This window comes from Alteromonas sp. MmMcT2-5, from assembly GCF_022348315.1.
GTDB classification, from domain to species: domain Bacteria; phylum Pseudomonadota; class Gammaproteobacteria; order Enterobacterales; family Alteromonadaceae; genus Alteromonas; species Alteromonas macleodii.
On record NZ_JAKRFB010000007.1, the window covers coordinates 78,853 to 92,550 of the forward strand.

At 45.3% G+C, this 13,698-nt stretch carries 11 protein-coding genes; 4 read left to right on the forward strand and 7 right to left on the reverse strand.

The window, feature by feature from the left end:
* Positions 1 to 102: 102 nt before the first annotated feature.
* From aroB to pilM, 7 genes are all read right to left on the reverse strand, one after another.
* Entirely contained in the window at positions 103 to 1,170 is a 1,068-nt protein-coding gene (gene aroB / locus MHN09_RS05765) for a 3-dehydroquinate synthase (RefSeq protein ID WP_049588776.1), read from the reverse strand.
* A gap of 30 nt (positions 1,171 to 1,200) precedes the next feature.
* Positions 1,201 to 1,716, reverse strand: a complete 516-nt coding sequence (gene aroK / locus MHN09_RS05770) for a shikimate kinase AroK (protein WP_014948032.1) — start codon at positions 1,714 to 1,716, stop codon at positions 1,201 to 1,203.
* A 270-nt stretch (positions 1,717 to 1,986) separates the two neighbouring features.
* Positions 1,987 to 3,759 (reverse strand): type IV pilus secretin PilQ family protein, encoded by a 1,773-nt coding sequence (locus MHN09_RS05775; protein ID WP_061094069.1) that lies wholly within the window; start codon positions 3,757 to 3,759, stop codon positions 1,987 to 1,989.
* A gap of 2 nt (positions 3,760 to 3,761) precedes the next feature.
* On the reverse strand, positions 3,762 to 4,289 hold the full coding sequence (locus MHN09_RS05780) for a pilus assembly protein PilP (protein WP_168532917.1): 528 nt from the start codon (positions 4,287 to 4,289) through the stop codon (positions 3,762 to 3,764).
* Positions 4,286 to 4,897 (reverse strand): type 4a pilus biogenesis protein PilO, encoded by a 612-nt coding sequence (locus MHN09_RS05785; RefSeq protein ID WP_239239567.1) that lies wholly within the window; start codon positions 4,895 to 4,897, stop codon positions 4,286 to 4,288. The genes MHN09_RS05780 and MHN09_RS05785 overlap by 4 nt, the downstream gene beginning before the upstream one ends.
* Positions 4,898 to 4,899: 2 nt before the next feature.
* Positions 4,900 to 5,478, reverse strand: a complete 579-nt coding sequence (locus tag MHN09_RS05790) for a PilN domain-containing protein (protein WP_049588774.1) — start codon at positions 5,476 to 5,478, stop codon at positions 4,900 to 4,902.
* Positions 5,466 to 6,533: a type IV pilus assembly protein PilM gene (gene pilM, locus MHN09_RS05795; protein WP_049588773.1), complete on the reverse strand. Its 1,068-nt coding sequence runs from the start codon at positions 6,531 to 6,533 to the stop codon at positions 5,466 to 5,468. Before pilM ends, MHN09_RS05790 begins: the two co-directional genes overlap by 13 nt.
* 136 nt (positions 6,534 to 6,669) lie before the next feature.
* On the opposite strand from pilM, the gene MHN09_RS05800 reads away from it, so the two are divergent.
* From MHN09_RS05800 to yghU, 4 genes are all read left to right on the forward strand, one after another.
* Complete coding sequence (locus MHN09_RS05800; protein WP_061439230.1) at positions 6,670 to 9,333, forward strand: PBP1A family penicillin-binding protein; 2,664 nt, start codon at positions 6,670 to 6,672, stop codon at positions 9,331 to 9,333.
* Between the two features lie 77 nt (positions 9,334 to 9,410).
* Complete coding sequence (locus MHN09_RS05805) at positions 9,411 to 11,102, forward strand: NAD-dependent malic enzyme (protein WP_014978126.1); 1,692 nt, start codon at positions 9,411 to 9,413, stop codon at positions 11,100 to 11,102.
* Positions 11,103 to 11,413: 311 nt separating this feature from the next.
* Positions 11,414 to 12,400: a DUF4382 domain-containing protein gene (locus MHN09_RS05810; RefSeq protein ID WP_239239569.1), complete on the forward strand. Its 987-nt coding sequence runs from the start codon at positions 11,414 to 11,416 to the stop codon at positions 12,398 to 12,400.
* 202 nt (positions 12,401 to 12,602) lie between these two features.
* A complete protein-coding gene (gene yghU / locus MHN09_RS05815) occupies positions 12,603 to 13,460 on the forward strand; it encodes a glutathione-dependent disulfide-bond oxidoreductase (RefSeq protein WP_039225087.1) in 858 nt (285 codons plus the stop codon).
* Positions 13,461 to 13,698: the final 238 nt, after the last annotated feature.

Here is a 13,698-nt window from a genome sequence, read left to right on the forward strand (position 1 = left end):
CCGTTGCTTTAAAAACTGTCCTGCAACGCATTTCTTCATGATTCCAACTAACGTAGGGAAGTCAAGATAGACGCGTTGCCAGGTTGTCGCGAGGGCTAATGACTAAGAAAGGATGTCAGTAAGAATGGCGTCCGTGACGTCCTTGGTAACAACCGCTTTGCCTATGCCTTGAGGAAGTACAAATCGAATACTGCCAGCTTCCACTTTTTTATCGCGTTTCATATGCTTAACGTAGTCATCCTTTGTCATACTATTTGGGCCTGCAACCGGTAAAGCAAATGCTTCAAATAGCGACGATACGCGTCGTGTTTCTGACGCTTCAAACCACGTTAATGCTTCAGCAGCTTTACAAGCAATTATAGTACCAGCGGCTACCGCTTCGCCATGCAGCCAGTTACCGTAGCCTTGCTCGGCTTCAATAGCGTGACCGAACGTGTGGCCTAAGTTAAGAATGGCGCGTAAACCACCTTCACGTTCATCTTTTGCTACCACGTCTGCTTTGATTTCGCAGCAGCGAGAAATAGCTTGGGTAAGAATTTCAGTATCAAGCGACGTAAGCGCATCTACATTACTTTCAAGCCATTCAAAAAACGGTGCGTCGTAAATGATACCGTATTTGATGACCTCTGCCATGCCAGCAGCAAACTCCCTCGCGGGTAATGTAGCGAGGGTATCAGTATCAATGGCCACATAAACCGGTTGGTAAAAAGCGCCAATCATGTTTTTGCCGAGAGGATGATTTACCGCGGTTTTTCCACCTACTGATGAGTCGACTTGAGAAAGCAAAGTCGTAGGAACTTGAATGAAGGGCACACCGCGTTGGTAAGTTGCCGCAACAAAGCCAGTAAGATCACCAATTACACCACCGCCAAGTGCGATAAGTGTCGTATCTCTTGCAGCGTTTAGCTCAAGAAGGCGTGTCATAACCACTTCGAATTGGGCAAGGTTTTTGTGTTGCTCGCCATCCGGCAAAATAATGGTTTCGACCTGAACATCGCCACACGCCGCTTTAGTGGTTTCTAAATATAGTGGGGCAACAGTTTCGTTGGTAACAATGACGGCAAGTGGGCCTTTTATATAGGCACTAAAAAGGCCAGGTTGCGAAAGCAGCCCAGCCTCTATCTGTATAGGATAGCTACGTTCTCCAAGTTCCACAGTTAAGGTTGACATTGGCGTAGCACCTCCTATTACATATTTAATTTATAAACCAATTTTACTGATAATCTGATTCGCTACAGCACGCGCACTTTGGTCGTCTGTATCAACAATGTAATCAGCAACTTCTTCGTAAAGCGGGTTGCGCATTTCTGCAAGATCGCGAAGTACTTGTTCTGGATCTTCGTTTTGTAGCAAAGGACGACGTTTGTCACGTTGTGTACGGGCAACTTGCTTATCGATTGTCGTTTGTAGGTAAACAACGATGCCGCGGGCAGATAAACGATTACGCACAGCTTTAGTTACAATAGAACCGCCGCCAGTAGCAAGTACAATACCTTGCTTATCTGTCAAATCGTTAATGACGTTTTCTTCGCGTTTACGGAAACCGTCTTCGCCTTCAAGGTCGAAGATCCAGGCAATGTCTGCACCCGTGCGGCGCTCAATTTCCTGATCCGAATCAAAAAAGTCTAGGTGAAGTTCGTCTGCCAGATGTCTACCGATGGTACTTTTGCCAGCACCCATTGGGCCAACTAAAAAGATATTACGTTTTTCAGCCATATTTGCTTATATCACAACTTAATCATGTTAGGGGCAGTGCACTGTTGCCTTACCAGCCTACCCATTGACTCGTGCCTATTTAGTGTCCAATAAGCACCACTCCTTAAACCTCGCTTAAATTTCGAGGCGGGGATTATCTCAGTTTCATGCAAGGCGTTGCAAGTTTTGTTACTAACAAATAGCGTATACCTGTAAATTTAGTTACAAAAAAAGGCTGAAAACCAAAAAAAGCGCACAAAAATGCGCTTTTTTGAAGGCTAAAAATGAGGATTATGGTCTTTCAGTGACTATCTTGGGTGTCACAAAGATAAGTAGTTCTCGTTTTTGCTGAAGTTGTGACGAGTTTCTGAAAAGGGCACCAACGACAGGCAAATCACCAAACAAAGGCACTTTCGACACGCCATCAGAACTGGTTTGTTGGAATATGCCACCTAATACGATGGTTTCGCCGTTTTCTACCAATACCTGCGTTTTAATTTCTTGGGTATCGATGGCTACGGCCTCACCAGTAGACGTAGAAACGGTTTCGCCACGGGTATCTTGCGTAACAACTAAATCCAAAATAATGCGATTATCAGGCGTAATATGTGGCGTAACTTTCAGTGACAAAACGGCTTTTTTGAACTCTACTGAAGTCGCACCGCTAGACGTTGCTTGTACGTAAGGTATTTCCGTACCTTGTTCAATGTAAGCTTCATGCTGGTTAGCAACCGTAATACGAGGACTCGCAATAATTTCGCCTTTGTTTTCAGATTCTAGTGCGGAAAGCTCAAGGTCTAATATGGTGCCATCAACCAAGCTCGCAATTTGAAAGCCAATGCTACCCGCGGCGCTGGTCACAGGCAGGTTCACATTAAGGCGATTATCAATGCTAGGCACTATGCCGCCGGCAATGGTGTCTGCGCCCTCAAGGCTTCCCGACACACCATTATCGTCTTGACGGTCGCTGAAACCCCAACGAACGCCAAGCTGCTCGCCTACATCGTCAAGCACAGTAACCATACGGCTTTCAATCAGCACTTGCTTTACTGGAATATCTAACGCATTGATGGTTTTTCTTGCTTCATCAATAGAGGCTAACGTGTCGCGAATAAGTAAAGTGTTGGTTCGTTCATCTACTGTAACACCCCCTCGCTCAGATAAGATCCCGCCCTCTGTCGACTTTAAGATCGTGGCCAAGGCAGCAGCTTTTGCATAGTTAACAGGAATATTAACCGTATGAAGAGGCGCTAAGTCTGAAACTTGCTTTTTAGATTGAAGGGCTTGGGTTTCACGAGCCGATAGTTCTTCAGCCGGTGCAATTAATAAAATGTTGCCCTCTAAGCGTTTATCCAGACCTTTAACACGCAAAATCATGTCGAGAGCTTGATCCCACGGAACGCCCGACAAGCTTATCGTTACGTTTCCTGTTACGGTGTCGGTGGTCACTAAGTTAAACCCATTAACCTGCGCAATAATTTGTAAAACTTGTCTCACAGGAACATCTTGAAAATCGAGCGAAATGGGGTCGCCTGTGTATTTCTTTTCCGCTTCCAAGGCGTCTTGCTGCGCGCTGTCCATTGGCGTTATCGCCATACGAATTACGCCGTCTTTTACCGTATTTTGAACCGTAACTGGGCCCGAATAATTAACCTCAATTCGCGCGCCATCTTTATCTTCGAATGTCTCGATGGTAGAAACCAACGTGCCGAAATCAGCCACATTAAGTTCTACCAATTGGTCTTCGCCTAACTTGGTGTTTGGTAATGTAAGGGATACTTTTCCTTGTGACTCAATAAGCTGAAGCTTTGGCGCTTGGCCCTCAAAACTCACCAGTGTTACAGCGGTATTGTTAGCTGCTTGAGTAAAGTCGATGTTTGTGACCGTGGTGGTAACGGTTGATGCATTTCGTTTAGTATCAGGGTCGACTAACAAAGGCTCTTGGGCTTTTACTGGCGAAACAAATACGGTTAATGAAAATATTGCAGCCACAGCGAAGGCCAGCCAATACCATCTAGGCACTCTACGATTCAGAGATTTGTTAAATATGTATCGTTCGGCCATGCTTACTCTCCCGCCTTCGATGCTGTAGTCATTGTTGTTGTTTTCCTTTGCCAGCAGCCCGCACCATCAGGTAATAACTGTTCAATAGTAATTGAGTCGGTGCTAATTTGCGTAATTTTGCCATAAAACAAGCCGATACGACTCCCTACTTTAGCTTTATGTAATACGCCATCGTTACTTTTCAATAATGCCCACTGCACTCCTTTAACGGCAAAGTTGCCAGTCAGTGCGAGGGCGTCCACGCCATAGGCTTCCAATGCTTCTTTAGGGCGCTGGAAGTTTGGCTGTAAACAGTTTTCTACCCGCGCTTTTGCTACTGGAGCGGTGTTGTTCTTAGGGCGATCGAACGGGCTTCTTAAAGCGCTTGCCGAATAGCTAAAAGGTGGGTGAGTCTTGAATTCTGGATACGGTTCAATTTGTGGCTGAGCACGCTCTTTAACACTCTGTGTATAGGCATGCAGATCGTCGAGTTTAGGTGAACAGCCTGTTACTAACAATATGATTAAAAGAGATAAAAACGAACGAATCATTGTTCATCTCCTTCAATGTCTGTCGAGTTTTCCGAACGATAAGTTTTCGCCTGCAGCTTCAGCGACAGACCATTTGCTTCACGCTTTATGTCAAAATCGTGAAGCGTAACGATACGAGGTAAATCCGCAACTTTGGAAACGAATTCGCCAAAGTTGTGATAGCCACCGCTTACTTCCATTTCGATAGGTAGTTCGGTGTAAAACTCTTTTGGTACTTCTTGTTGCCAGTTAAGCAACTCAAACGTGAGGCCCGATGCGGTACCAACGTAAGTGATATCGTCAAGCAAACCCGGTGTTTCGTTGCTGGTTGGAAGACTTTTCAGCATAGACGAGAAGTCTTCTTTAATTTGCGCGAGTTGGGCTTGGTAGGCTTCTAAATTAGCCGCAATGCGGTACTTTGCTTCGAGCTGTAACTTTAGTTCTTGTTCTTTTAATTCAGCCGCATCTTTAATCGGTAATTTGGGGCTTATTAGCATGTAGTAGCTCAACGCACCTACCAATATTGCGACAAACGCCGCCACAACAATGCGAACTTCGTTTGGCCAAATAGCGATTTGTTCAAAGTCGAGTTCGTTGAGTTCTTTTAGTTTTGAAACATCAAACTTCATGGTTATTGCGCCTCACTACTTTCTATTTCTAGCGGAGCAACATTGGGGGTTATCGAAAACGTAAGCGTAAAGTTGCTAATCGCTCTCGCTGCACTGCTGTCAGATTTAATGGTAGAAAGCTCTGCGGCAACGAACACTTTCGAGTTGTCCAGCGCGCGCATAAAGTCGGACAGGCGATTGTTCGAATCACTAGTACCTTCAATCTCAATACGGTTATTGCTTCTGGTCATAGACTCGAAGGCCACACCGGGAGGAACGAGTTTAGCAAGTTCATCAAATACTATAGGAGCCACATTGCGACTTGCTTGCAGTTGCTCAATTAATGCCATGCGCTGCTCAATGGCATTTTTACTGTCTTTAACCTTTTTTATCTCTGCAATTTGCGCATCTAAAACCGCGATTTCCCGTTCAAGGTATTGATTACGCGAGTTTTGATTACTTATTTGCTGGTCGATAGCTTGACCAATGAACCAAAAAATCAATCCTACAATGGCGGCAACAGCAAGTAGCCCTGCCAAGTATTGTTGTTTTTGATGTTGGCGCTGCTTCTCTCGCCAAGGTAGTAAATTTACATGTGCCATGGCGTAAAGCTCCGGCTCGCTAGACCCGCTGCAATCGCAAGCTGTGGTGCAATTTTGCTAAGTCTCGTGGCATCAAGTTTAGGGTTTATCGACATGTTGCTAAACGGATTGAAGCAATCAACCTCTAGGCCTAAGTCTTGTTTTAAAATGTCGACTAACGGTTCAATAGTAGCGGCACCGCCGCTAAACAGTATTTTGGTGGGGCGCTCTGCATGTAGCGTGCTCATATACATTTGTAATGCACGGTTGATATTTTGCTGTAGGTTAGCGGCAAATATAGGAAGCGTATCTTCCACCCAATTTCCAGACAGCGTGCCATCAAGTAGCTGACGCTCTGCGGTTTCACGCTCAACCATATGAATGGCGCTAATATCGTTAATTAGCTGATTTAAGCCAAAGGCGTGCTCTTTGGTGTAGATGACGTCGCCGTTTTTTATTACGCATATTTGAAGAAGCGAGGCGCCCACATTAATACAGCAAAGTGGCATGTCTTCGGTATGAGGCGTATGGAAAAAGTCCATGGCATTGCCGATGGCATAATTTTCCATATCAACAATTTTGGGTTCAAAGTTAGCTTCTCTTGCAAGCAGCAAGCGACTGTCTACCAAATCTTTATGCGCAGCGGTAAGTAATACATTTACTTTTCCAGTGTGCGTTGCGCTCGGCCCCATTTCTTCAAAATCCAAATATACTTCTTCAAGCGGATAGGGAATGAGACTGTCGGCTTCGATCTCAATTTGATTTTCTAAATCGTAATCGCTTTGCTCTGGGTCCATATAGACGATTTTACTGATCACTGACGTACCAGCCACCGCAACATTTGCCAGCTTTAATTTTGTTTTTAGCGACTTTCGAATTTTCTTGAGAGCAATGCTTACTGACTCATAGTCTTTAATATCACGCTCAGAGAAAGCGATTTTGTTAATTGGCTCACAGGCATACCCTTGAAGGACGAACCCGTCTTTCGATTGCTCTAACCACACCGCTTTTATTTGACGCGTGCCTATATCTAAGCCCACAATGGGCGGCAGCTTTTTCTTAAACAGCGATTTCATGTGCAAGTGTCCAGTTTCAAAGGTAGTTGCTCTAAAGTACAATGTTACTCTAATAGTCTTATGCGTATGGTTCTAGAGATAACACATACGTATAAAATATACGTCATTTCAACAAAATGTCTTGGTATCCGTTACAGTGAAGTACATCAAACCACTTATTTTATTTAGTTTTCTATCAGGCCTTCTTGGTTTTGCAGCACTGGTAGGTATTTACTTTTATATCAAACCTGACCTACCAAGTGTTACTGTACTTAAGGATGTACGCCTGCAAACACCCATGCAGATATACACCAAAGACGGAAAACTTATTTCGCAGTATGGAGTTAAACGGCGGATCCCCGTAAAACTTGAGGAAGTCCCGCAAGAATTAATTAACGCCATACTCGCTACCGAAGACAGTCGCTTCTACGAACACCACGGTATTGACCCCATTGGTATAATGCGTGCTGCAGTAAGTTTAGTCCTTACTGGCGAAAAGCGTCAGGGAGCAAGTACGTTAACCATGCAGCTAGCACGAGGGTTTTTCCTTAGTCGGGAAAAAACCTATATCAGAAAGATCAAAGAGATCTTTATAGCACTGCACATGGAGCAAGAGCTTTCTAAGCAGGAAATTCTTGAGCTGTACCTCAACAAAATCGAATTAGGCCATAGAGCGTTTGGTTTTGGGGCGGCCGCCCAAGTGTACTATGGCAAACCGCTTAACGAACTCTCTTTAGCTCAAATTGCTACTATTGCAGGTCTTCCCAAGGCGCCATCAGTGCTTAACCCTATCAGCGGGCCGCAACGTTCTGTCGAACGCAGACGCGTGGTCTTACTTCGTATGCTTGACGAAGAGTACATCACTAAAGCGCAGTTCGATGAAGCTGCCAATGCGCCAGTTTCAGCGAAGAAGCACGGTGCTGAAATTGAAGTGGATGCGCCTTATTTGGCCGACACCATTTATAACGAAATGGTAGAGATTTATGGAAAAGAAGAGGCAGAAACCGGCGGATACCAAGTTTTTGCGACTGCAACGTCAGATCTTCAATTAGCTGCTCAGCGTGCGGTGGTTCGAAATCTTCATGACTATGATGAGCGTCATGGCTATAAAGGCGCCCTTGGCTACTTATGGAATATTCCTAAGCCAGAAGGAAAGGATGACGCGATTCCACAACTTTCATTGAGCTATGACATAAGTGATAAGACAACACGAGAAGAGTGGGATAACGAATCAATCATGCGCGTGCTTGAAGAGATTCCTCACATTAAACCTCTTTTGCCATCGGTTGTTACGAAAGTAAATGAGCAGTCGATAGAAGTGTTGTCTGTAGATGGCAAATCAATAACAGTCGAGTGGGATGGACTAGATTGGGCCCGACGCTACATTACAGACTTTAGGCAGGGTAGTGACCCCAAAAGCGCTTCAGATGTGACTCAAGAAGGGGCGGTCATTTATATCAGACAGCAAGAAGGGCAGTGGCGCATTTCGCAAATCCCTGAGGTGAGCGGAGCGTTTATCGCACTTAATCCGAAAAACGGTGCGGTTGAAGCGGTTGTTGGTGGCTACAGCTTTTATCAAAGCCAGTTTAACCGAGCAACACAGGCCAAGCGCCAAGTGGGCTCGAACATCAAGCCTTTCGTTTATTCTGCTGCATTAGACAGTGGCTATACCCTTGCATCCATCATCAATGACGCTCCCATTAACCAATGGAATGCGGCGACGGGTGTAGCTTGGCGACCACAAAACTCGCCAGCCGAGTACGACGGACCAATTAGAATGCGTAAAGCCCTTGGTAAATCGAAAAACGTGGTATCGGTTCGACTATTGCGTGGTGTTGGTCTGAGAGAAACGGCCGATTACTTAACGCGCTTTGGTTTTAATAAAGACGATATTCCACTTGATGAAACCGTATCCCTTGGGTCGAGTTCACATACGCCGCTTGAAGTAGTAAGAGGTATGTCGGTCATTGCGAACGGTGGTTACTTAGTAAACCCTCATTTTATCAGCAAAGTGCTTGATGAAAACGGCGATGAGCTTTGGAAAGCAAACCCAGTTTGGGCGTGCAATCGTTGTGAAAATCAAAGCGATCCAGAAATACTACCTGAAGACGAAGAAGCCGATATTGAAGCCTTACTTGCCGCTGAACTAAATCAAGATATTTTACTTGGCGACGTCGATGATGACGAAGCTGCAGAAAAAGTGATTGCGCCTCAGGTTATTACTGCTCAAAACGCTTTCTTAGTAGCAGAAATGATGCGAACGGCTGTGAGAGCAAACGGAAATTGGAGCAAGAAAACCTATTGGTTAGGCACCGGCTGGCGTGCTCGTAATATTCTTCAGCGTACTGACATAGCTGGGAAAACGGGTACAACGAATGACTCGCGAGACACGTGGTTCAGTGGTTTCCACAAAGATTTGGTGGCCACCACATGGGTAGGCTTCGACAACATGGGGCGCCAGTTAGGGCGAGCTACGCGAAACCAAAACCTCATTAACAAGAATGCTGAGAAATTCAACTGGATAGGCAATGCCATGATCGGCATTGAAGATGGAGCTAAAGCTGCTGAGCCAGCGTGGATCAGATTTATGCAACATGCTCTAGAAAATAAACCACATACGCCTATGCCCGTACCAGAGAATATAGTGCGTGTTCGCATTGATCGTACCAGTGGAAAGTTGACCAGACGAACAGACCATACGACACTATTCGAATATTTCCTGCAGGGAACCGAGCCGACGACTTATGTTCGCGATGACGAAGTGTTGGATCCGGCCACGCAGGATACGACTACTGCGCCTGAGCCAGAAGAAATATTCTAATTACTAAGAGGCACGTTGCACGCGTGCCGCTTCAGGCTTAGGTGATGTATTTGCCTGAACACATTATCGGAAAACCAATGTCAGAAGATTCACAGCGATATCTTTATATTCCTCATGCCGGCCCTTCATTGCTGGAAACCCCCCTACTGAATAAAGGCAGTGCCTTCACTGCACGGGAACGTGCGGCGTTTAACCTGACAGGTCTAGTGCCACCAAGGTACGAAACTATCGAAGAGCAGGTTGAACGTGCTTACATGCAATACAGCAGTTTTGACGAAGCACTAAACAAGCATATTTATCTGCGCGCAATTCAAGACAATAACGAAACCTTGTTTTACCGCCTAATTCAAAAGCACATCGATGAGATGATGCCCATCATCTACACACCTACTGTAGGTGATGCATGTGAGCAGTTTTCAGATATCTATCGCAGTTCGCGTGGCTTGTTTGTGTCGTATGAAGAACGTCACCAGCTTGATGACATTGTTCGCAATGCAACGAAGCGCAAAGTGAAAGTGATTGTTGTGACCGACGGTGAACGCATTTTAGGCTTGGGAGACCAAGGTATTGGTGGAATGGGCATTCCTATCGGTAAACTATCGCTTTACACAGCGTGTGGTGGAATTAGTCCAGCATACACATTGCCCGTTATGTTAGATGTAGGTACTAACAACGAAAAGCTGCTAAACGACCCAATGTATATGGGGGCGCGCCATCCGCGTATTGGACAGGAAGAATACGACGAATTTGTTGATATGTTCATTAACGCTGTGAAGCGACGCTGGCCTGATGTAATGATTCAGTTTGAAGATTTTGCGCAGCCAAATGCTATGCCGTTATTAAACCGCTATCGCAACGACGTGTGTTGTTTTAACGACGATATACAAGGCACTGCTGCCGTTACCCTTGGTACTATTTTGGCGGCATGTAAAACCAAGCAGCAAAAGCTACGCGACATGAAGGTGGTGTTCGTGGGCGCGGGTTCGGCAGGCTGTGGTATTGCTGAAATGCTCATTCAACAAATGGTATTTGAAGGCCTGACTGACGAACAAGCACGTAAGCAAGTGTTCATGATTGACCGTTTTGGTTTGGTAACCGAAGGCATGGAAGGTCTACGCGACTTCCAACAAAAGCTTCAGCAGAAAAATGCTGACTTGGCTGATTGGACGTTCAGCGGAGATTATGCGTCACTACTTGATGTTATGCACTGCGCGCAGCCAGACGTACTTATTGGCGTTTCAGGTCAGCCAGGCTTGTTCACTGAACAAGTTATCCGTGCCATGAAGCAAGGCTGTGAGCTGCCAATCATCTTCCCGTTAAGTAACCCCTCACGACAAGTTGAAGCGCGTCCTGAGCAAGTGATTGAATGGACAGAAGGTGAAGTGATTATTGCTACAGGTAGTCCGTTCAAGCCTGTAGAGTACGATGGCAAAATATTCCCTATCGCTCAATGCAACAACTCTTACATCTTCCCAGGCATTGGCCTTGGTGTTGTTGCATCTAAAGCGAAGCTTATTAGTGACGAAATGCTGATGGCTGCAAGTAACGCACTTGCTTCAGCGTCGCCATTAGTCAACACGGGTCAGGGTTCACTATTGCCACCCCTTGCTGCCATTGCAGAAATTAGCAGAGAGATTGCTTTTGAGGTGGGTAGAGTAGCGATGGAACAGGGACTTGCTCTTGAAATGTCTGACGACGCATTGCGCGCCAGCATTGAGCGTAACTTCTGGAAAGCAGAGTACCGCCCTTACAAGCGGGTAAGCATCTAGTATCCGTTAACGTTATAAAAAAGCAGGCTTAGCCTGCTTTTTTTGTACTTGTGAGCAACGCTTTCACCATGACTTACAACCCAAAAGCTGAAGTAAGCCACCGTCTAACTGCTCGAACTTCATCCATTTCACGGCCGTACTCCAACCAAATGTAATATGGTGTTGCCTATGCGCAACATTTCCTTGCTCTGATATACAACTTACTCTTAATGGTTTTTAATAAGCTTTTGTTATATAGGTTAATTTTTCATTGGCACAATCATTGATAACACATTCCCTGATACTCAAAAAAGGAAAGGTAGGTGTTAGAGATGAAAAAAATGAAAAACAACTCAAACTTTTTAGGTTCTAGATTCGTTAAACGTTCGTTTTCTACATCATTGGTTATGGCTGCGCTTGCCACGCTTAGCGCGTGTGGAGGCTCAGATGATAAGATCGAAGACCAGCCCACGCCCACCATGAGTACCTTTTCCCTTTCAGTTTCTGACGCCCCTGTAGATGACGCCAGTGAAGTAGTGGTGTATTTCGATGAAGTTGAATTAATTGGCAATGAATCACCAATCACGTTCTCAGTTGAAGATGAAAATGGTGATCCTCGAAGCATCGACTTGTTGTCGCTACCGGGCGAGCAGTTTGAAGTTATCGTAGAAGATACTGAAATCCCAGTAGGTGACTACGACCAACTTCGTCTTAGTGTGACGGAAGATTCTTACATAGTAACTAACGAGGGAACTTACCCTATTCGCGTGCCAAGTGGCGAACTGAAACTTGATGGTTTTACTGCACAACCTAACTTTGACGCAGCCTACACCGTTGAATTCGATTTAAGAAAAAGCTTAGTCGATCCAGTAGGTCAAGAGGTTATTATGCTAAAACCTCGCGGTGTTCGCTTAGTGTTAAATGATGACGTGGGTACGCTTAACGGCACAGTAGATAGCACGCTAGTGATGGACGAGAAATGCGCTGTAAAAACCGACATGTTTGTTGGCAATGCAGTTTATATCTACGAAGGTGAACAAAACCTTCTCGATGCCCTTGGTGATGACGCTGATGCAGGCGTGGATGATACCGAGTTGCGCCCTTTCACTGTTGTACCTGTAATGTACAGCGAGTCAGATGAAACATTCAATTTTACAGCGGGCTTCATGCCTCAGGGCGAGTATTCACTAAGCTTTTCATGCACAGCACTATTTGACGAGCCTGAAACGGACGAGGACGCCGAAGACGGTTTCTTTTTACAAACTATTGATGTTGCCACAGTTGTAGCAGGGGACACCACAACGGTAACCATCGAATAGTTCCAGTTTGCGGGCAACGGACTGCTCGCCTTTTATTCATAAAGCCGCGCTCTTGATATAGCTAAAGCGCGGCTTTTTTATGTCAATAAACGTATATCGCCGTTTATTAGTCGACACCGTTGAGCTATAAGTCTTTAAAAGCTGTTCTTAGTAGCTATGTATTGCACTAACCTTAACGATAAAGTCATTTAAAGGAATTGCTATGTCGACAGAAAGTAACTACACACCACCAGAAGTTTGGACTCAGGCTGAGGATGACGGCAACAAGTGGGCCAGCATTAATCGTCCTGTGTCAGGCGCTACCCATGAGAAGGCTCGTCCTAATGGTGAACATGGTTTGCAGCTATACTCGTTAGCTACGCCCAATGGTCAGAAAGTTACCATCATGCTTGAAGAGTTGTTGGCAGCTGGCGTGAGCGAAGCAGAATACGACGCTTGGCTGATTAACATTGGTGAGGGCGATCAGTTTTCTTCTGGGTTTGTTGACGTTAATCCGAATAGTAAAATTCCTGCTATGGTCGACACGACAACGTCACCAGAAACCAAGCTATTTGAGTCTGGGTCAATCTTAGTTTACTTGGCGGAAAAATTCGGTAAGTTCATTCCGCAAGACGCCCATGCAAAGGCGGAATGTTTCAACTGGCTGTTTTGGCAGGTGGGGTCAGCGCCTTACTTAGGCGGTGGTTTCGGGCACTTCTACAGCTATGCGCCATATCCAATGGAATATCCTATCAACCGCTTTACCATGGAAACTAAGCGTCAGTTAGATGTGCTAGACAAGCACTTAGCAAACAATGAGTTTATGGCAGGTAGCGAGTACAGTATCGCTGACATGGCTATATGGCCGTGGTACGGCAACTTGGTGCTAGGTAATTTATACGACGCAGCCACTTTCCTTCAGGTGCACGAGTACACCAATTTAGTCCGCTGGGCTAAGCAACTAGAGCAGCGAGAAGGCGTTAAACGTGGCCGTATTGTCAATAAGACCTGGGGTGACGATGGTCAGTTAGAAAACCGCCACAGCGCAAAAGATATCGACGACGCACTCGCCAAAGCCTAAATAATGGGGTCAGAGTACATTACTCAAATGACGGGGTCAGAGTACTTTAGTTATGTTTGTCATCTTTTTAGCATCAGAATGGCTAACGTAGGGCACCAACATAAAACGGGATCAAAACTTACTCTGGCCCGATAGCTTAAAAAAGTACTCTGACCCTGAGGTATCCCCACAAATAATATTGCGATATCAATAAGATAAAAAAGATAGGAACATTCATGACGTTTGGTGATCAGATCAA